This window comes from Gordonia ajococcus (assembly GCF_012974285.1).
GTDB classification, from domain to species: Bacteria; Actinomycetota; Actinomycetes; order Mycobacteriales; family Mycobacteriaceae; genus Gordonia; species Gordonia amicalis.
On record NZ_CP052884.1, the window covers coordinates 3,347,478 to 3,367,515 of the forward strand.

General features: G+C 67.1%; 18 protein-coding genes and 2 riboswitches. Of the genes, 8 read left to right on the forward strand and 10 right to left on the reverse strand.

Translation table 11 applies throughout. The features are described from left to right. Positions 1–21: 21 nt before the first annotated feature. Entirely contained in the window at positions 22–702 is a 681-nt protein-coding gene (locus GAA2_RS15165; RefSeq protein ID WP_006434965.1) for a C40 family peptidase, read from the reverse strand. Between the two features lie 17 nt (positions 703–719). Further along, positions 720–952: riboswitch (cyclic di-AMP (ydaO/yuaA leader) on the reverse strand. Positions 953–1,631: 679 nt separating this feature from the next. Here GAA2_RS15165 and GAA2_RS15170 point away from each other — a divergent pair. Both GAA2_RS15170 and GAA2_RS15175 read left to right on the forward strand, forming a co-directional pair. Then, positions 1,632–3,488, forward strand: coding sequence for a DEDD exonuclease domain-containing protein (locus tag GAA2_RS15170; protein WP_191835014.1), 1,857 nt, complete (start codon positions 1,632–1,634; stop codon positions 3,486–3,488). After that, complete coding sequence (locus GAA2_RS15175) at positions 3,485–3,763, forward strand: Lrp/AsnC family transcriptional regulator (protein ID WP_191834437.1); 279 nt, start codon at positions 3,485–3,487, stop codon at positions 3,761–3,763. Before GAA2_RS15170 ends, GAA2_RS15175 begins: the two co-directional genes overlap by 4 nt. Here the strand turns inward: GAA2_RS15175 and trpD are convergent. Further along, positions 3,760–4,836, reverse strand: a complete 1,077-nt coding sequence (trpD, locus tag GAA2_RS15180) for an anthranilate phosphoribosyltransferase (protein ID WP_191834438.1) — start codon at positions 4,834–4,836, stop codon at positions 3,760–3,762. The genes GAA2_RS15175 and trpD overlap by 4 nt on opposite strands. Positions 4,837–4,847: 11 nt before the next feature. Next, the gene (locus GAA2_RS15185) at positions 4,848–5,345 is read right to left on the reverse strand and encodes a hypothetical protein (protein WP_024500409.1); all 498 of its coding nucleotides are present in this window, start codon (positions 5,343–5,345) and stop codon (positions 4,848–4,850) included. A 167-nt stretch (positions 5,346–5,512) separates the two neighbouring features. Between GAA2_RS15185 and GAA2_RS15190 the strand changes: the two genes are divergently transcribed. The 5 genes from GAA2_RS15190 (at position 5,513) to GAA2_RS15210 (ending at position 11,618) form a co-directional block, all read left to right on the forward strand. Then, on the forward strand, positions 5,513–6,124 hold the full coding sequence (locus GAA2_RS15190) for a heme-copper oxidase subunit III (RefSeq protein WP_024500410.1): 612 nt from the start codon (positions 5,513–5,515) through the stop codon (positions 6,122–6,124). 91 nt (positions 6,125–6,215) lie between these two features. Further along, positions 6,216–7,067, forward strand: coding sequence for a cytochrome c (locus GAA2_RS15195; protein WP_024500411.1), 852 nt, complete (start codon positions 6,216–6,218; stop codon positions 7,065–7,067). After that, entirely contained in the window at positions 7,064–8,221 is a 1,158-nt protein-coding gene (locus tag GAA2_RS15200) for a ubiquinol-cytochrome c reductase iron-sulfur subunit (protein WP_024500412.1), read from the forward strand. The genes GAA2_RS15195 and GAA2_RS15200 overlap by 4 nt, the downstream gene beginning before the upstream one ends. Next, a complete protein-coding gene (locus GAA2_RS15205; protein WP_024500413.1) occupies positions 8,218–9,840 on the forward strand; it encodes a cytochrome b in 1,623 nt (540 codons plus the stop codon). Before GAA2_RS15200 ends, GAA2_RS15205 begins: the two co-directional genes overlap by 4 nt. A 278-nt stretch (positions 9,841–10,118) precedes the next feature. Continuing rightward, entirely contained in the window at positions 10,119–11,618 is a 1,500-nt protein-coding gene (locus GAA2_RS15210; protein WP_081712496.1) for a bifunctional phosphatase PAP2/diacylglycerol kinase family protein, read from the forward strand. Between the two features lie 84 nt (positions 11,619–11,702). Here the strand turns inward: GAA2_RS15210 and GAA2_RS15215 are convergent, their stop codons facing one another. Both GAA2_RS15215 and GAA2_RS15220 read right to left on the reverse strand, forming a co-directional pair. Then, positions 11,703–12,119: a cytochrome c oxidase subunit 4 gene (locus GAA2_RS15215; protein WP_024500415.1), complete on the reverse strand. Its 417-nt coding sequence runs from the start codon at positions 12,117–12,119 to the stop codon at positions 11,703–11,705. A gap of 2 nt (positions 12,120–12,121) precedes the next feature. Further along, positions 12,122–13,213, reverse strand: coding sequence for a cytochrome c oxidase subunit II (locus GAA2_RS15220; RefSeq protein WP_024500416.1), 1,092 nt, complete (start codon positions 13,211–13,213; stop codon positions 12,122–12,124). A gap of 332 nt (positions 13,214–13,545) precedes the next feature. On the opposite strand from GAA2_RS15220, the gene asnB reads away from it, so the two are divergent. Further along, the gene (gene asnB, locus GAA2_RS15225; protein WP_191834439.1) at positions 13,546–15,471 is read left to right on the forward strand and encodes an asparagine synthase (glutamine-hydrolyzing); all 1,926 of its coding nucleotides are present in this window, start codon (positions 13,546–13,548) and stop codon (positions 15,469–15,471) included. Here asnB and GAA2_RS15230 read toward each other — a convergent pair. From GAA2_RS15230 to GAA2_RS15250, 5 genes are all read right to left on the reverse strand, one after another. Next, complete coding sequence (locus tag GAA2_RS15230; protein ID WP_191834440.1) at positions 15,468–16,487, reverse strand: IS481 family transposase; 1,020 nt, start codon at positions 16,485–16,487, stop codon at positions 15,468–15,470. The two genes, asnB and GAA2_RS15230, sit on opposite strands and share 4 nt — an antisense overlap. Before the next feature lie 248 nt (positions 16,488–16,735). Next, positions 16,736–17,050, reverse strand: a complete 315-nt coding sequence (locus GAA2_RS15235) for a DMT family transporter (RefSeq protein WP_006434952.1) — start codon at positions 17,048–17,050, stop codon at positions 16,736–16,738. A 10-nt stretch (positions 17,051–17,060) separates the two neighbouring features. Further along, positions 17,061–17,128: riboswitch (guanidine-III (ykkC-III) riboswitch) on the reverse strand. 117 nt (positions 17,129–17,245) lie between these two features. After that, positions 17,246–18,217 carry a carbohydrate kinase family protein gene (locus GAA2_RS15240; RefSeq protein WP_006434951.1) on the reverse strand — a complete coding sequence of 324 codons (972 nt, stop codon included), beginning with the start codon at positions 18,215–18,217 and terminating at the stop codon, positions 17,246–17,248. A 121-nt stretch (positions 18,218–18,338) separates the two neighbouring features. Beyond that, complete coding sequence (locus tag GAA2_RS15245) at positions 18,339–18,692, reverse strand: HesB/IscA family protein (protein ID WP_006434950.1); 354 nt, start codon at positions 18,690–18,692, stop codon at positions 18,339–18,341. Positions 18,693–18,846: 154 nt separating this feature from the next. After that, a complete protein-coding gene (locus tag GAA2_RS15250; RefSeq protein WP_006434949.1) occupies positions 18,847–19,941 on the reverse strand; it encodes a glycerate kinase in 1,095 nt (364 codons plus the stop codon). Positions 19,942–20,038 lie beyond the last annotated feature (97 nt).

Genomic DNA, 20,038 nt, shown 5'->3' on the forward strand with positions numbered 1-20,038 from the left:
GATGCTCTTGTTCAGTTGATGTCAGTAGCGGCGGATACCGGTGAGCTGCCACTCCTTGACCGCGTCACGCTTGACCGGGGTGCCGTAGGTCGAGGAATGGACGAACTGTCCGTTACCGGCGTAGATGCCGGCATGGCCGCCACCGTTGAAGATCATCACGTCGCCGGGCTTGGCCTCGTTGTACGAGACCGGGCGACCGCCACCGAGCTGGCCGTAGCTGTCACGCGGGATGGTCTTGCCAGCCTGCTTGTAGGACCAGTAGACGAGACCCGAGCAGTCGAAGGCGTTCGGGCCGGCCGAGCCGTAGGAGTAGGGCGAGCCGATCTTGCTCTCCGCGGCCTTGACGGCCTTCTCGCCCGCGGTCAGCTGGGGCTGCCCGAGCGGGGCGCCACCGTGCGGACGGAACTGGTCCGGGATCTGGTTCTGGCCGATGCCCGGGATGGTGAACTGGCCGACGTTCGGGATCTCGACCGTTGCGGCCGGCGACTTCGCGACGGGCTTGGGCGCGGGCGCAGCCTCGGGAGCCTTCTGCTCGCCGGGCAGAGCCGGGATCTCGAAGGTTCCGAGCGGGGTGTGGACCGGGGCCGCGAGAGCAGGGCCGGCCGCAGCAGCGAGCGAACCGAGCGTGATCGATCCAGCGATCACCGCTTTCTTGGCTACCTTGCTCCCACGATTGGGCTGTTCCAAACGATGTTTGGCCACGAAGCGAGTTCTCCTTCAGTTTCTCCCTGTACCGCCGACCGAGTTAGCTGTCGGGTTCGGGCCGGAAGAGTGGCCCTACGCGTTTTCGGCACAGCCGTATCCCGAGAGGACACGCTTGCGCGTTGACGCGATTCACCCCGATTCGGGACAGTCTCACCAGGTCATGTCAGGACTGACATCGACTGGCCGCACTGCCCGAAGTGTGTGGTTCCCCGGTTCGCCCGCAAGGGCGATTGAGCGGCGACTTGTGCGGACCACTTCTGTTGAAGCGGGACGCTCCGCAAAGGTCTCAGAAAGGTTACGAAATCGACGGCCCTGTGTCCACTACGCAACGGACACGCAGATCGCACCCGACTTTCAGCCCGCGCGGAGATCAGTCCCGGCGACGACTCGAAATGCCCGATGACGTGCAGTTTTCGAGGTTCTTGCAGATCGTGCAGCACCGCTGGTGACCATTGCAGCGGACTGGAACACATCGATCGCGAGGTCCAGTTCAGCATCGTCGTCGAGGGCCTGCGCCGTTACCGTAACTCCACCTTCAGCGGGCCCATCGTCCCAGTTCGGGCCGCCGAAAAGCACCGTCATCATGCACCCGTCACAGGCGACGGGGCGGGCCGGGCAGGTCGCGCAGTCAACGTGCATGGTGTGATCTCCATCTCATCTTGGCGCCGGAGGCGTTTGACCTCCGAATCGGGCGGTTCATGGGGGTGTGGTTCGCCGCCGCCGGCGACGATCTCTCACTTCGAGGTGGAGACTAGGGGGCACCACCGACAAACTCGTTCGCACAGTGTTCGACACATGCGTCACAGGGGTAACAGGCGACATCGGCGAACGTCCCCGCGCCGACCGCCGCCGAAAACAGAACGATCGATCGGGGTGTCACATCCGGCCTGTCGGTGCGTCGAACTAATGTTCGGCCCGTGACGCGCATGGATGGTGGCGGTGCAGCCGCGGGACAGACGACCTCGGGCCAACTGACCTTCGCCGACCTCGAAGCCGCCGATCAGGCCACCGGTGGCGACGCGACATCGAACGAGTTCAGCGACCGGGCACTCTTCGACACCACCCTCGTCGTCGTCGACCTCGAGACCACCGGGTCCGATCCCGCGGGCGACCGCATCACCGAGATCGGCGCCGTGAAGATCCGGGGCGGCGAGGTGATCGGCGAGTTCGCCACCCTCGTCGATCCCGGTCGCCCCATCCCGCCCCAGATCGTCACCCTCACCGGGATCACGACCGCGATGGTCACCGACGCGCCCCGTATCGAGTCGGTACTACCTGCGTTCCTCGAGTTCGCCCGCGGGGCGATCCTGGTCGCGCACAACGCTCGCTTCGACATGGGGTTCCTCCGGCAGAACGCACTCCGGCTCCACCTCGACTGGCCGTTCAGCCTGAGTCTGTGCACGGTGACCATGGCCCGGCGCATCCTGTCGCGCGACGAGGCCCCGACGGTCAAGCTGAGCGCCCTCGCCGATCTGTTCGACGTCTCGGTCCGTCCCACCCACCGGGCGCTGGACGACGCCCGCGCCACCGTCGAGGTCTTCCACCGTCTGCTCGAGCGCGTCGGGAACCAGGGCATCGCGACGGTCGGGGAACTCACCTCCTACCTGCCGCGCACCGATCCCCGTCTGCGCGGCAAACGTCACCTCGCCGACCGGGTACCGGCCCGGCCCGGCGTCTACCTCTTCCGCGGGCCCTCGAACGAGGTCCTCTATGTCGGCACCGCGGTGGATCTACGACGCCGGGTCCGTTCCTATTTCTCCGGCAGCGATCCCCGGCGACGCATCACCGAGATGGTCCTGCTCGCCGAGCGCGTCGACGTCGTCGAGTGTTCCCACGCCCTGGAGGCGGCCGTCCGCGAGTTGCGACTGCTGGCGGCGCACGCGCCCGCCTACAACCGACGTTCGACACAGCCCCACAAGGGATGGTGGGTGACCCTGACGGAGGAACGTTTCCCGCGTCTCAAGGTCAGCCGCACCCCCACCGACGAATCCATCGGTCCGGTGGGCAACCGCAACAACGCGTCGACGGTTGCCGACGTGATCGCCGCAGCCGCCGGACTGCGCACGTGCACCAAACGTCTCGGGGCCACCGGCTACCACTGGTGCCCGACGTCCGACGGCGTCCGGCAGCCCGGCGGATGTCATGCCGCCGCCGCAGCGCCCCAGACCGTCCCGGACTATCTGCCGCGCGTGACCGCGGCCCGCCGGCTGATGCGTGGGGAGGCCGACGACCTCCTCGACGACCTCACCGCGCGCCTCGCGGATCTCTCCGAGGCGCAGATGTTCGAGACCGCCGCCCGCCACCGAGACCGGCTCGCCCTCACCATCGACGCCCTGGCGCGTTGTCAGCGGCTGGCCGCGCTGTGTGCGATCGCCGAGATCGTCGTCGCCCGTCCCGACGACGACCGCGGCTGGCATTTCGCCGTCGTCCGCCACGGACGCCTCGCGGCGGCGGGACGTGCGCGTCGGGGCGTCTCCCCCATGCCGGTGGTCGACGCGCTCGTCGCCGCAGCCGAGACGGTCATCGCCGGAACAGGTCCCCTACGCGGGGCACCCGCGGAAGAAGTGGCGCTGATCTACCGGTGGATGACCGAGCCGGGGGCCCGGATCGTGTCCACGACCGATCCGGTGGCGCTGCCGGCCGGATGCGCCGAGCGCCGGCGCGCCTGGTCGCAGTCGGCGCGAGAGGCACGCTCGGACGCCCACTCGGTGGTGCACCGGACACCACGGCCCGCACAGCGCTCGCCGGTCCACCGGCTCGCGGCCACTAGGCTTGCGCCATGATCACTGCCATCGTCCTCATCCAGGCCGACATCCACCAGATCCCGGAGACCGCTCAGTCCGTGGCCGACATCGCCGGCGTCGAAGAGGTGTACTCCTGCGCGGGTGACGTCGACCTCATCGCGAAGATCCGCGTCCGCGACCACGAGCAGATCGCGACAGTGGTGACCGGAGAGATCAACCGGCTGCCCGCGGTGCTCAAGAGTGCCACCCACATCGCGTTCCGCAGCTACTCGAGCTCGGACGTCGAGGGTGGTTTCTCCATCGGCGAGAACTAGTTTCGCGCGGCCGACCCCAACCGGGTGCTGAGCGAGGCCCAGCGGTAGAGCAGGGACGCCGCCGCCCCGGAGTCGATGGCGTCGGCCGCACGGTCCTTCGCGGCACCGAGCGCCTCGGTGAGTTCGGCGGAGGTCATCGGCGCCCGCTGTTCGAACGCCACGATCGCGCCGGCCGAGTTCAGCAGCACCGCGTCACGTACGGGACCGGTTGTGCCCGCGAACAATTCCCGCGCGATCGCGGCGTTGGCGACCGCATCGCCGCCCTGCAGCGCGGACAGCTCGACGCGCGGGATGCCGAGATCGGCCGGGTCGACGCCGAGCTGGGTGACGCTGCCGCCGACGACCTGCCACACCGTCGAGGTGGTGGTCGTGGTGAGTTCGTCGAGGCCGTCGTCGCCGCGCACCACCAGTGCCGATCCACCGCGGTCGGCAAAAGCGCCGGCGAGAACCGGTGCAAGGTCGGCGAAGGCGCACCCGATGAGGCCCGCGGTGGGACGTGCCGGGTTCGTCAGCGGCCCGAGCACGTTGAACACGGTCGGGATGCCGATCTCCTTGCGCGGCGGACCGGTGAAACGGAAGGCCGGGTGGAACACCGGCGCGAAGCAGAACCCGATACCGAGTTCGTCCACACAGCGCGCGACCGCGTCGGCGGACAGGGTGATGTCCACGCCGAGCGCCTCCAGCACGTCGGCACCGCCGCTCTTCGACGACGCCGCCCGGTTCCCGTGCTTCACGACCGCCACCCCGGCGGCCGCGATGACGATCGACGTCATCGTGGAGATGTTCACGGTGTGCGACCGGTCGCCGCCCGTACCGACCACGTCGACCGCCGGACGACTCACCTCGACGAGCGTCGCATGGTCGAGCATCGCCTGCGCCAGGCCGATGAGCTCGCCGGGAGCCGCGCCCTTCATCTTCACGCCGACACCGAAGGCGGCGATCTGTGCGCCGCTGGCACTGTCGGTCATGATCTCGTTCATCGCCCAGGCGGCCTCTTCGGCGGTGAGGTCGATGCGATCGGTGATCTTGCCGAGGATCTGCGGCCAGCTGAAGGCAGACTTTGCGGTACTCACAGGCAGAGAGCCTAGTGCCCCGCCCCGCCGGCCGGACGCTGCAGTACAGACCACCGTCGTGCGATTCCGCCGTGACGGGAACCCAGACTGGCCATGCGGGACCGTTCCTGGGACAGATGCATGGCGTCGAGCAACTGGACACGTGCGAGGACGAGCACCTCGAGCCGGTCGTCGCCGGCCTCGGGCCGCGGCCCCCAGCGGTCGTCGCCGACCACCTCATATCCGTCGAGTGCCGCCACCGCCGCGGCATCGCTCACGCGATCTGCCGGCAACTCGAGATCGTGACGGAGGATCACCTCCTCCTCCCCGCGCCAGGACGACTCGTCGAGGGCGACCGAACTCGCGATCGCATCGTCGTCCGAACCGGCGACGACAACCACCTCGTCCAGTAGACCGAGGGGAGCGGTGCCGCCACCGCTCCGGAGCCGGGATCGCAGGCGCGCCAGGCGACCCCGGGCGACGACCCGCCCGTTGAGGTCGCGGGGACCGGAGGAATCCGAACTCGACATGAACTCACCGTAGCTACCGTGCCAACGCCCCAGACAAGCCGCCGGACACGCCGCCGAACACGCCGGAGACGCGATCCCCGGCCCCCCGACCTGCAGCGGGACAAAAACCTGCCCCCAATATCCGACCCGGGTGGCCACCGCTTACTACGAACCGTCATACTTCACTTGTGACAAGCGCTGTAGGTACCTCAGGAACAGCCATCACCTCGCGCGTGCACTCGCTGAACCGGCCCAACATGGTCAGCGTCGGCACGATTGTGTGGCTGTCCAGTGAGCTCATGTTCTTCGCTGGCCTCTTCGCGATGTACTTCGTCGCCCGAGCCAACTCCGCCATCGGCTGGCCACCAGAGCCGACCGAGCTGAATCTCGCCCTCGCCATACCGGTGACGACGGTGCTGATTCTCTCGTCGGTCACGTGCCAGATGGGTGTGTTCGCCGCCGAACGAGGTGACGTCTTCGGCCTCCGCCGCTGGTACGTACTCACCTTGGCCATGGGCACGTTCTTCGTGTGCGGCCAGGCGTACGAGTACTACCACCTGGTGCACGAGGGCACGACGCTGTCGTCGAGTGCATACGGTTCCGTCTTCTACATGACGACCGGCTTCCACGGCATGCACGTCATCGGCGGACTGATCGCGTTCGTCTACCTCCTCATCCGCACCAAGCTCTCGAAGTTCACCCCGGCGCAGGCAACCGCCGCAATCGTTGTCTCCTACTACTGGCACTTCGTCGACATCGTCTGGATCGGACTGTTCGTCACGATCTACTTCATCCGATGACCCCGGCGACACCGCGCCACGCGCGATCCGCCAACCCAGAGCGCAGCTCGCTCTAGAACACCAGTCCGTCCCGCTTAGTAGAGAGTCACAGATGAGTTCATCTCCACCGCGACCGTCGGATAGCGGCACCGACGCCCGCCGCGCCAAGGCACGGCGCAAGCTCCGTCGACGCGCCAGCGGCACCATCGTGCTCCTGGCCGGTCTGGTCATGGCCGGTGTGCTGGCTTCGGTTCTGACCCCCGACCCCCAGGTCGCGGTGGCCGACGAGAGCAACGCCGCGATGATCAACGACGGCCGCAAGCTCTACGAGACCTCGTGCATCACCTGCCACGGCGCGAACCTGCAGGGTGTGCCCGAGCGTGGTCCCGCCCTGCTCGGCGTCGGCGATGCCGCCGTGTACTTCCAGGTGTCGACCGGCCGCATGCCGGCCGCACGTGGTGAGGCACAGGCACAGCGCAAGCCCGCGAAGTTCACCACCGAGCAGATCGACCAGCTCGGCGCCTTCATCCAGTCCGAGGGCGGCGGACCGCAGGTCCCCCGCGACGCCAACGGCGAGGTCGCCCAGGGTTCGCTCCGTGGCGACAGCATCGGACGCGGCAGCGAGCTGTTCCGCCTCAACTGCGCCTCGTGCCACAACTTCACCGGTCGTGGCGGCGCCCTGTCGTCGGGTAAGTACGCCCCGAACCTCGACGGCGTCAGTGAGGCACAGATCTACACCGCGATGCTGACCGGTCCCCAGAACATGCCCAAGTTCTCGAACCGTCAGCTGGATCCGGAAGAAAAGAAAGACATCATCGCCTACGTCAAGTATGCGACCGAGGCCAAGCCCAGCGGCGGACTCGGACTGGGCGGCTTCGGGCCGGTCAGTGAGGGCATGGTGATGTGGTTTGTCGGCGTCATCGCCATCGTCGCAGGCGCCATGTGGATGGGATCTCGAGCATGAGCGGCAGTGACAAGGACGTCCCGTCGCGGGACGAACTGGAGCAGATGAGCACGGATGAGCTCGTCAAACTCGGCACCAATCTCGACGGTGTCGAGATCATCCACCGGGCCGAGCGGTACACCGAGGCGGGAACCAGGGTCGAGAAGCGCGCCGAGCGCCAGGTCGCGGTCTGGTTCACGATCGCAGGTATCTCCGCACTCGCCTGCCTGGGCATCTTCCTGTTCAACCATTGGGAATTCGCCCTCCCCGACGATCCGAACTACTGGTGGTACACCTTCAACACGCCGCTCCTCGGTGCGACGTTCGGACTCTCGGTGCTGTCCATCGGCATCGCGATGATCCTGATCACCAAGAAGTTCATCCCGTCGGAGATCTCCGTGCAGGATCGCCACGACGGCGGTTCGGCCGAGGTCGACAAGAAGACGATCGTCGGACTCCTCCAGGACACCGGCACCACCTCGACCCTGGGTCGTCGCAAGATGATCATCGGTTCGGCCGGGTTCGGTCTGGGCGCCTTCGCGCTGACCGGCCTCGTGGCCTTCCTCGGTGGCTTCATCAAGAACCCGTGGGCCGAGCGCGAGAACGCCCCGCTGTGGCACTCGGGCTGGTCGCCGATCTACAACTCCAAGGAAGACCCCAACGAGACCGTCTACCTGCGTCGCGACACGGGCAACCCGTACCAGGTCGCCCTGGTCCGTCCGGAGGATCTCGACGCCGGCGGCATGGAGACCGTCTTCCCGTGGCGTCGTTCCAACGGGTTCGGCGAGACCGAGCACTCCCGTCACGCGCTGATGGAGAGCCTCCACGAGGTCCGCAACCCCGTCATGCTCATCCGTCTTCGTCCCGAGGACACGGCCCGCGCCATCAAGCGCAAGGGCCAGGAGAGCTTCAACTACGGTGACTACTTCGCCTACACCAAGGTCTGCAGCCACCTCGGTTGCCCCGCCTCGCTGTACGAACAGCGGAGCAACCGCATCCTGTGTCCCTGCCATCAGTCGCAGTTCAACGCGCTGGAGTACGCAAAGCCGATCTTCGGACCGGCCGCCCGCGCCCTCGCGCAGCTGCCGATCACGGTGAACAATGAGGGCTACCTCGTTGCGGCAGGCGACTTCATCGAGCCCGTCGGACCGGCATTCTGGGAGCGTAAGTCATGACCATCGCCGACCGCCTCGGCGCACAAGCCGAAGAAATGGACTCGCGGTATCACCTCGCCGCGGGTATGCGTCGCCAGATCAACAAGGTGTTCCCCACCCACTGGTCGTTCATGCTGGGTGAGATCGCGCTCTACAGCTTCATCATCCTGCTGATCTCGGGCGTCTACCTCTCGCTGTTCTTCGATCCGTCGATGACGCACGTCGTCTACGACGGCGCGTACCAGCCGCTCAACGGCGTCATGATGACCAAGGCGTACGAAACCACGCTGGACCTCTCCTTCGAGGTTCGCGGCGGCCTGTTCGTCCGCCAGATCCATCACTGGGCAGCTCTGCTGTTCGCGGCGTCGATCATCATCCACATGGCGCGCATCTTCTTCACCGGTGCGTTCCGTCGTCCGCGTGAGGCCAACTGGATCATCGGCTCCCTGTTGCTGGTACTGGCGATGTTCGAGGGCTTCTTCGGCTACTCGCTGCCCGACGACCTGCTCTCGGGCACCGGCGTCCGCGCCGCCATGAGTGGCATCGTCCTCGGCATCCCGGTCGTGGGCACCTGGATCCACTGGGCGCTGTTCGGTGGGGACTTCCCCGGCGACATCATCATCCCGCGCCTGTACGTACTGCACATCCTGCTGTTCCCGGGCATCATCCTGGCCCTGATCGGTGCTCACCTGGCGCTCGTCTGGTACCAGAAGCACACCCAGTTCCCCGGCCCCGGCCGCACCGAGAAGAACGTCGTCGGTGTCCGGATCATGCCGGTGTTCGCCGCCAAGGCCGGCGCGATGTTCGCCTTCGTCACCGGTGTGCTGGCCGTCATGGCGGGCATCTTCCAGATCAACCCGGTCTGGAATATCGGCCCGTACAACCCGGCGCAGGTGTCGGCAGGTTCGCAGCCGGACATCTACATGATGTGGACCGACGGTCTGATACGTCTGTTCCCCGCGTGGGAGCTCTACCTGGGCAACTACACCGTCGTGATGTCCAACTGGGTCGTCCTGATCATCACCATCATGTTCGGCGTGATGTTCGCCTACCCGTGGATCGAGAAGAAGCTCACCGGAGACGACGCTCACCACAACCTGCTGCAGCGTCCGCGTGACACCCCGGTCCGTACCGCGATCGGTGCGATGGCGTTCTCGTTCTACATCCTGCTGACGCTGGCCTGCATGAACGACATCATCGCGTTCAAGTTCCACATCTCGCTCAACGCGACGACATGGATCGGCCGGATCGGTCTGATCATCCTGCCGCCGCTGGTGTACTTCATCGCCTATCGCTGGGCGATCTCGTTGCAGCGCAGCGACCGTGAGGTCCTTGCTCACGGCATCGAGACCGGCATCATCAAGCGTCTGCCGCAGGGCGAGTACATCGAGCTGCACCAGCCACTCGGACCGGTCGACGACCACGGTCACCCGATCCCGCTCCCCTACCAGGGCGCTGCACTGCCGAAGCGGATGAACAAGCTCGGTTCCGCCGGCGCACCGGGTACGGGTTCGATCCTGACCGCCGACCCGGTCGAGGAGCAGCTGCGCAACGTCGAACTCGAGCACGAACTCGAGGCCGCCGAACGCAAGGCTCTCCGCGAACTCCAGGCCAAGGGTGGCAATCCCTTCGTCGAGTAGCTTCCGACGCAACAAAGCGGGCCGTCACGCACCATCCGGTGCATGACGGCCCGCTTTGTGGTGTTGCCCGCCGAATGAGCCGCTCGACGGGATGAGCGTTCCTTCGCCCGTTGAGCGTTCCTGCGCCGGTTGCGCGTTCCTTCGCCGGTTGAGCGTTCCTTCGCCGGTTGAGCGTTCCTTCGCCGGTTGAGCTTGTCGAAACCCCCCTCTCCCCTCCCCCACCGGGCCTTCTGGCCTCGCTCCGACGGCCGCCCCCCGGATATGGCACGGTGGACACCATGCGCCGGTTACGTCATCGTGGTTCCGGCCTGTCCCAGATCACCCGTGGGATGGGCACTCTGGACGCCGAGATCTATGACACGATCGCCCGCTCGCCGAGTCCGCTGCTCGACTCCACGATGCCGGTGCTGACCCACGCGGCTGATCACTCGAAGCTGTGGATGGCGATCGCCGCCGGATTGGCCGTCTCCGGCCGGCCGTCACTTCAGCGCGGAGCGGCCCGAGGTATCGCCTCGCTGGCCGTTACCAGTCTCGTGACCAACCAGGCCGCCAAGCGAATTCGACGCCGACCACGTCCGCATCCGGGACTCATCCCCGACCCTCGACGCGCCCGCAGACAGCCGACGTCGAACTCCCTGCCCTCCGGACACTCCGCGAGCGCTGCGGCCTTCGCGATCGGTGTCGCCGTCGAGAACCCACCCGCGGGCCTCGTGCTGTCCGGGCTGGCCGCCCTCGTCGGACTCTCCCGGGTCGCCACCGGCGCCCACTACCCCGGCGACGTGGTCGCCGGGCTGAGCATCGGGGCCGCCGTCGCGACACTGGGCACCCGTGTCGTGCCGCCGATCGCCCGGCCATCCCTGTCGCTCGCCGATCCGACACTCGTCGAGGCCGAACCTCGACCCGACGGTGCCGGTCTCGTCGTGGTGGTGAACCCGGCTTCCTCGGACGGGCGCGGACGTCGTGTGCTTAAGGACATCCAGACGGCGCTCCCCGCCGCCGAGATCGTCGAACTCGACGACAAGGACGATGTCGCCGCGGTGTTCGCCGATGTCGCGACGCGCGCGTCGATCATCGGCGTCGCGGGCGGGGACGGCACGGTGGCGTGCGCCGCAGGCGCGGCGGTCGACGCGGAACTGCCGCTCGCGGTGTTCCCGGCGGGCACCTTCAATCACTTCGCGCGTGACATCGGTTGCGGGACAGTCCAGGACACCGTCCACGCCATTGCCTCCGGGTCGGTGTCCAAGGTCGACGCGGTGTGGCTCAACGATTCTCGACTGATCCTGAACACCGCCAGCATCGGCGCCTATCCGCATTTCGTCCGCATCCGGGAACGCCTGCGGCGGCGCATCAGCCGTCCACTCGCCACCGCCACCGCGATCATCCGGGTGCTCCGCGAGGACGCCAACGTACGGATCGAGGTCGACGGCCAGGTGCTCGACGTCTCCCTGTTCCTCCTCGGGAACTCGATCTATCAACCCACAGGATTCCTGCCCACACGACGCCTACGGCTCGACGACGGGCTCCTCGATGTCCGGATACTCGAGATGGGACATCGCTGGGCAACCCTGCGGCTGCTGGGATCTCTCGCCGCCGGCCGCCTGGAACGGTCCCGGCTGTACCACGAGATGCAGGTACCCGAGTTCCGGTTCACGGCCGTCGACGGTCCGGTGGCGGTCTCCCACGACGGCGAGGTCGAGGAGAGCTACTCGACCGCGCACTTCCGCGCCGACTACCGCCGGCTGAAGGTGTACGGCCCGGTTCGCTCCAGGCGGATCTGAAGGGCTCGCCCGGACACGAGACAAGAAAAGACGACGCCCCACCGCATGGGTGGGGCGTCGTCTGTTGTCGGTTCTACCGAAGGCTCAGTGCTTCTCGGGTCCGACGTGGTACTCGAAGACGAGTCCGGCCGCGGTACCCAGGATCACCGCCACGGCGAAGATCGCGAGCCAGAAGTTGCCGGATGCGAACCCGACCGCGAAGGTCGAGGCGCCCAGGGCGATCAGGATCGGCCACCACGAGTGCGGGCTGAAGAAGCCCAGCTCGCCGGCGCCGTCCTCGATCTCGGCATCCTCATAGTCCTCGGGGCGGATCTCGACGCGCCGCGACACGAACCGGAAGAACGTGCCCGCGATCAGCGTCAGACCCCCGGCGAAGAACAGGCCGACGACGCCGACCCACTCGATGCCCTTGCTGGTGAACGCGGTGAACAGCGTGTACGCGACGCCGGTCAGCACGAAGAAGGCTGTCAACATCTCGAAGAGGCGTGCTTCGATCTTCATCGTCAGCTCTCCTTCTTGGTGCAGTTGGCGAGGGTCGGGTCATCCGGGTTGCCGGTGGCACCCACCGAACCGTCGGTCTTGCGACGGGTGTCGAACGGAACCGTGGTGACGGCTTCCGGTGCCTGGCAGATCGACGCGAGCGCCTCGGCGTTGGTGGCCTCCGGATTCGACTGGCGGAATCGGATGTAGCTGTCGAAGTCCTGCGGTGAGACCGCGCGGACCTCGAAGTTCATCATCGAGTGGTAGGTGCCGCACATCTCGGCACAGCGGCCGACGAAAGCTCCGGTCCGGTCGAGCGAGCCGATCTGGAAGATCGGGTCGGTCGAGTTCTCCTTCGGGAACGGCATCACGTCGCGCTTGTACAGGAACTCCGGCACCCAGAACGAGTGGACGACGTCGCCCGAGGCGAGATTGAACTCGATGCGCTTGTCGGTCGGCAGGACCAGGACCGGGATCTCGCTCGACGAGCCGACGGTCTCGATCTTGTCGAACCGCAGGTAATCGCGGATGTCGTCGTCGCGCCCACCGGCCGGACCGGGCAGCTCGCCGCCGTGCTCACCCTCGACAGCCGGCTCGGGCTCGACCTCGCCGCCCTTCTGCTGCTGCAGTTCGAACGGGTTGCCGTCGGCCTCGAAGCCGTCGTAGGTCGAACCGTCGCTGAAGACGACCTTGTTGTAGCCGAACTTCCAGTTCCACTGGAAGGCGGTGACATCCACCACGACCTTGGAGTCGTCGTTCTTACGCTCGACGTCGTTCTGCACGATCACGGTGAAGTAGAACAGCACCGCGATGATGACGAACGGGATCGCCGTGTAGGTGAGCTCCAACGGAACGTTGTACGCGGTCTGACGCGGGAACACGCCCTTCTTGGCGTCGTTCGCGCGGTGGAACGTGATCGTCCAGAAGATCAGTGCCCAGACCAGAATGCCCATGACGAGTGCGGCGATGACGGACCAGGTCCAGAGATCGACCATCTTCTTACCCTCGGGCGTGACGCCCTCGGGCCAACCGAAACGCATCGCCTCATTGGCGTCGCATCCCGACATCAGCAGCGCGCCGAGTCCGAGAGCGACGACGATTCCCAGTCGCTTCATCGTCTGCGACGCGGATGAGACACGCCGCGCTCGGGGCCGTCCACCGTGTGCCAATTTCACGCCTTCCTGCTCGCTCACCGGCGCCCTTGCGCCGCAGTGAGTGCATGCCACATGACCTGCACAGGGCAAGTACCCGCCGTGGACACACAACGAAGTCTTGCACCTAGTACTACGCAGCGTAGACCAACCCGGCGAAGCTTTCGTGATCGGGGTTTGATCCGGCCGTGTCCGAGCACTCCAGGTCGGAATCCCGCTGGTGGCTCAGGCATACTCGGACCCGACCCGACGCCCGTCGGGACCTGTGCTCGCGACGAGATTGGGGAGAAGCCAACGTGTGTGGTCTGCTCGGCCTTCTGACATCCGACCGGACGGCCGCCGAGGTCGTCGACGCGGTGGCGGTGGCCTCGCACTGCATGCGGCATCGTGGTCCCGACGAGCCCGGCACCTGGCACGACGAGAACATCGTCTTCGGCTTCAACCGACTCTCCATCATCGACATCGAGCACTCTCACCAGCCGCTCCGCTGGGGCCCGCCGGAGAACCCCGACCGCTACGCACTGGTCTTCAACGGCGAGATCTACAACTACCTGGAGATCCGCGCCGAGCTGGCCGAGGACGAGGGTGCGACCTTCCGTACCGAGGGGGACGGGGAGGCCATCGTCGCCGCGTTCCACCACTGGGGCCCCGACGCGGTGCGCCGCCTCCGCGGCATGTTCGCCTTCGCCATCTGGGACACCGAGAACCGGTCGCTGTTCCTGGCCCGTGACCCGTTCGGCATCAAGCCGCTGTTCGTGGCATCTGGGCCCGGTGGCCTGATCTTCGGCAGCGAGAAGAAGTCCCTCCTCGACCTGATCGAGCGCGTCGGCCTGTCCAAGGACCTGGACCCGCGGGCGGTCGAGCACTACACGGTGTTGCAGTACGTCCCGGAGCCCGAGACCATCCACGCCTCGATCCGCCGGCTCGAGTCGGGCTGCCACGCCACCGCCTCCCCTGGCAGTCCGCTCTCGGTCCGCCGCTACTTCACGCCGCAGTTCGGGGTGCGTCCCGTCACCGACGCCACGCGCCAGAAACGCTATGACGAGATCGCCGACGTTCTCGCGGACTCGGTCGCCAAGCACATGCGTGCCGACGTCACCGTCGGCTCGTTCCTGTCCGGCGGCATCGACTCGACGGCCATCGCCGCGCTGGCGATCCGCCACAACCCCGACCTGATCACCTTCACCACCGGGTTCGAGCGCGAGGGGTATTCGGAGGTCGATGTGGCCGCCGAGTCGGCCGAGGCGATCGGCGCGAAGCACGTCGTCAAGGTCGTCGGACCGTCGGAGTTCATCGAGGCGTTGCCGTCGATCGTCTGGTATCTCGACGACCCGGTCGCCGACCCGGCCCTCGTCCCCCTCTACTTCGTCGCCGCCGAGGCACGCAAGCACGTCAAGGTCGTGCTGTCCGGGGAAGGCGCCGACGAACTCTTCGGTGGTTACACCATCTACAAGGAACCGCTGTCGCTCGCGGCCTTCGACCGTCTCCCCCGCCCGCTGCGTCGGGCGGCCGGCAAACTGTCCGACCGCATCCCGGAGGGCACTCGCGGCAAGAGCCTGCTGCACCGCGGCTCGCTCACGCTCGAGGAGCGCTACTACGGCAACGCCCGCAGCTTCGACGACGCCAGGCTGCGTGCGGTACTGCGCGACTATCGCCCGGAGTGGACCCACACCGACGTCACCGCGCCGATCTACGCGATGAGCGAGGGCTGGGATCCGGTGGCCCGCATGCAGCATCTCGATCTGTTCACGTGGCTGCGCGGCGACATCCTGGTGAAGGCCGACAAGATCACGATGGCCAACTCGCTCGAGCTGCGCGTGCCGTTCCTCGACCCGGAGGTCTTCGCGATCGCCGAGCAGCTGCCGCACGACGAGAAGATCTCGCACGGCACCACCAAGTACGCGCTGCGCAAGGCGCTCGAGCAGATCGTCCCGGCGCATGTCCTGCACCGCAAGAAGCTCGGCTTCCCGGTCCCGATCCGCCACTGGCTGGCCGGCACCGAGATGTACGACTGGGCGCACGACACGATCACCGAGAGCCAGACCGACCACATCTTCGACAAGAACGCCGTGATCGCGATGCTGAACGAGCACCGGGAAGGCGTGGTGGACAACAGCCGTCGCCTCTGGACGGTGCTGATCTTCATGATCTGGCACGGCATCTTCGTCGAGGGCTCGATCGTGCCGGAGATCGTCGACCACACCTACCCGGTCCGCCTCTAGCTGTACTGACCCGCCAGGTTGGGTACGCGGTCGGCGGGTGAGTCGCCTCTGAGTGCGGTGTGGCCGCGTTCGTGATTGTAGATGCGCAGGAACTCGTCGAAGGCGGCCACGCGTTCGGTCTCGCTGTTGTAGGGGCGGGCGTAGGCCCATTCCTCTTGCAGTGTGCGGTTGAATCGTTCCACCTTGCCGTTGGTTTGCGGCCGGTACGGTCGTGTCCATTTGTGTTTGATCCCGTTGTCGGCCAATCGTTTCCGGAACATTCTGGACCGGTAACAGGACCCGTTGTCGGTCATCACCCGTGTGGTCGTGACGCCGATCGAGGCAAAGTGGGCCACGGCACGCGTCATGAACGCGGTCGCGGTTTCCTTCTTCTCATCAGCGAGGATCTCCGAATAGGCGTATCGGGAGTGATCATCGACGGCGTGGTGCAGGTAGGCGTATCCCAGGTTGGGGCGGCCATGCACGGTGCGGGGCCGGGACGGATCGCGATGGGCACTGGAATTGCGGCCGCCTCGGGCGCGGCCGTGCACGCGGTGCCCACCACCGTCGGGGATCCTGCCCAGCTTCTTGATGTCGACGTGGATCAAGTCCCCGGCAGCTTCGCGTTCATACCGGCGAACCTCACGTCGTCGTGCACGCACCGGTGCTCCGGTGGCCGGGTCGGTCCACGACAACCGCACACACTGGTACCGGGTGAGGATGCGGTGGACTGTGGACACGTTCAACCCCAGGTGGAACCCGATCCGAGCTGGTCCCCAACGGCGCGACACGCGTAACCCCACCACCCGGCGTTCCCGGCGACGGGTGGTGCGATGCGGGCATGAGCGGGGCCGGCTTGAGCGGTCAACCATCCCTGCGGGCCCGTGGTCGCGGTAGCGGTCGGCCCACCGTTTGGCCGTGGTCACCGAGACATTGAAACGGTCCGCGGCACGCCGCAGCGGCCACCCATCCTCGACAACACACCGAGCCAGACGCAGCCGGCCAGTCGGGGACAACGGTGAATTACGGTGAGACATGAAGACCTCCGGGTTGAGGAGCGGTTCTTAGACAGCTCCACACCTCACTCGGAGGTCTTCCCTATGTCACGCCGACTCGCCGAACCCCGTACCTAACGTCCCGGGTCAGTACATCTAGCCCCTGTCGCTGCCCGGCCCGAAAACCGCCCCTGGAAACGACCCTCACCAGGCGAACCGACGACACATTGTCGTCGGCGAGCCTCTGAAGGGCGCTTGCCAGGGGCGGTTTTCAGTGGTCAGGCGCGCGCTCAGTGGGCCAGTTTGAGGCCGATGACACCGCCGACGATCATCACCAGGCACAACGCCTGGACCAGCGACACCGGCTGCTCCCCGGTGACCATCGCGAAGACGACGGTCAGCACCGCACCGATACCGACCCAGACGGCATAGGCAGTGCCCACCGGGAGGTCACGCATCGCGAAGGCCAGACCGCCCATGCTGGCGGCGAGGGCCACGAAGAAGACCACGGACGGCGCCACCTTGGTGAAACCGTCGGACTTGCCGAGCGCGGTGGCCCACACCGCCTCGAGAACACCGGACAGCACGAGTATCAACCACGACATGACAGCCTCCCGCGGGCCGTCTTGTCGCACACCGGGTACAGCACCCCTCGTCCGGGAGTCCAGGAGAGCGGACTCTGCCTCCACGTTGTCACATCACCGATCGCGACGGCAATGTCAGACCGGTCACCGACCACTGCTGAGCGAAAACGGGTGGCGCAGGCCATTGCCCGCACCACCCGTCAGCGAAAGACGTTGTCAGAAAGCCGCTTTGATCTCCGCGGCGGCATCGGCGCCGTACGCACCCTCGATGCGTGCGAGTGCCGACTCGACGTCCCAGGTCCAGTCCTGCGTCGACACGGTCTCGAGGACGAGGACGGCGACCATCGAACCGACCTGCGCGGCGCGTTCGAAACCGAGCCCCTTGGAGAGCGCCGACAGGAAGCCGGCCCGGAAGCCGTCGCCGACGCCGGTCGGGTCGACCTTCTCGGTCTCCGGGACGACCGGGACATGGAGACGGGTCCCGTCGCGCTCGACGATCTCGACGCCGTCCTTGCCGAGGGTCGTGACGCGCACGCCGACCATCTCCGCGACCTGCGTCTCGGACAGGCCGGTCTTCTGGCGCAGCAGGCCCCACTCGTACTCGTTGGTGAACAGGTAGGCGGCGCCGTCGATCAGCGTGCGGACCTGCTCGCCGTCGAGACGGGCGAGCTGCTGGCTCGGGTCGGCGGCGAACGGGATTCCCGCGGCGCGGCAGGCCTCGGTGTGGCTGAGCATGCCGGCCGGGTCGTCGGCGCCGATCAGCACGAGTTCCGGCGTACCGGTCTCGGCGATGACGTCGGCGAGCGAGATGTCGCGGCTCTCGCTCATGGCGCCCGCGTAGAAGGTGGCGAGCTGCGCCATCGTCTCGTCGGTCGTGCACATGAAGCGGGCGGTGTGATGGGTCTCGGAGACCCGTACTCCCCGGCAGTCGACGCCGTTGGACTCGAGCCACTTGCGGTAGTCGTGGAAGTCCGAGCCGACCGCCCCGACGAGCACCGGGTTGCCGCCGAGCTGTCCCATGGCGTAGCAGATGTTGCCCCCGACGCCGCCGCGGCGGACGACGAGGTCCTCCACCAGGAAGCTGAGAGAGATGTGTTCGAGGTGGTCGCCGAGCAGCTGCTCGGAGAACTTGCCGGGGAACTTCATCAGATGGTCGGTTGCGATGGAGCCGCATACAACGATTGCCACTGGCGCTCTCAGCCCTTCAGTTGTTTGGTCGGACAGCTGTCCACGCTACCCACTGCCCCGACATACGACACCGGCCGCATCCCGAAAAGGGATACGGCCGGTGCCGGAAGACGTGTTCGACTCAGTTGAACGAGTCACCGCAGGCGCAGCTGCCGGTCGCGTTCGGGTTGTCGATGGTGAAACCCTGCTTCTCGATGGTGTCGACGAAGTCGATCGTGGCGCCCTGGACGTAGGGAGCGCTCATCCGGTCCACGGCCAGCGTGACGCCGCCGAAGTCCGAGGTGATGTCGCCGTCGAGGGTGCGGTCGTCGAAGAAGAGCTGGTAGCGCAGACCAGCGCATCCACCCGGCTGCACGGCGATGCGCAACGCGAGGTCGTCGCGACCTTCCTGGTCGAGCAGTGCCTTGGCCTTGCTGGCTGCTGCGTCGCTCAGGATGACGCCGGTGGCAGTGCCCGTTTCGTTCTGCACGGTCATTGATGCTCCTGTAGTGGTGTGGTCCCGGTGTGACGTGGCCCGATCGCGTCGCGAGACCTGCTGCCCGCGCATGATCGGGAAACACCCCGCTCGCCGGGAGGTCGACCGGTTGTGCCCGTGCGTACAACCGTACTCCTTCGCGCTGTATTCCCGCCTACTCGGACGTGCGTTTCCCCCAGTGCGCGGGGTAGGAGCCGGCGACCGTCTCCGCGAGCTTCACGAGTTGGTTCTCGGCGTCGCTCATGGCGACCTCGACCGACCCGGCCACGTCGACGATGGCATGCGCTTCCGCGATGCCGGCCTCCTCGATCTCAGCCGCCGACAGCGCGACCTGTCCGGCGAGGACCAGGGTCGGCGCGCCGGCACCGGATGCGCCCGCGGTCGACGCCTCATGGTGCAGGGCCGAGACCACTTTTCCGCGGAGTGTCTGGGAGTCGAACTTCCCCTCGCCGGTGATGACGAGGTCGGCGGCCGCGACGTCGGCCGTCAGGTCGGTTGCCTCCGCGACGACCGTCGCCCCGGACACGCGACGGCCACCGAGGGCGAGCAGCGCGGCGCCGAGCCCACCGGCGGCGCCGGCACCGGCGTCGGCGGTGATGTCCCGGCACGCGAGCCCGTTCAGGGTCGCCGACCATTCGGTGAGGCGCTCCTCGAGCAGTTCGACGGTGTCGGGGTCGGCACCCTTCTGCGGCCCGAACACCGTCGCGGCACCGAGCGGGCCGAGCAGCGGGTTCTCCACGTCCGACGCCACGACGATCTCGATGCCGGCCAGCCTCTCTCGCGCCCGCTCCGGCCCGCCCAGGGCGTCGACGAGTCCCGCACCGCCATCTGTCGTCGAGCTGCCGCCGAGCCCGACGACGAGCCGCCGGACCCCGCGTGCCAGAGCCGCCGCCACGAGCTCACCGACACCGTGCGTGGTGGCCGCGACCGCGGTCCGCGGGGTCGGCCGTCCGCCCAGCTGATGGAGACCACACGCCTGCGCACATTCGACGTAGGCCGTCGACGAGGCGTCGTCGAAGAGCCAGCGCGCGGTGACACCCGCGCCGAGCGGACCGTGCACGTCCGCGGTGACGAGAGTGCCGAACCGCGCGGCCAGGACGTCGACGAAGCCGGGTCCGCCGTCGGACTGCGGGGCGAGGACGAGGGTGTCGCCGGGTCGGGCGGCCGCCCATCCGCGGGCGATCGCGGTCGCGGCCACCACGGCCGACATCGTGTCGCCGAAGGAATCCGGCGCGATCAGAACGTGCAAACGCCGACTTCCGTCCCGGGTCATGGGCACGAAGTATAGGGACGCGGTGGCCACCCGGCAGCGTGACCGATTTGGGCGACCGCAAGGGTCCACCGAA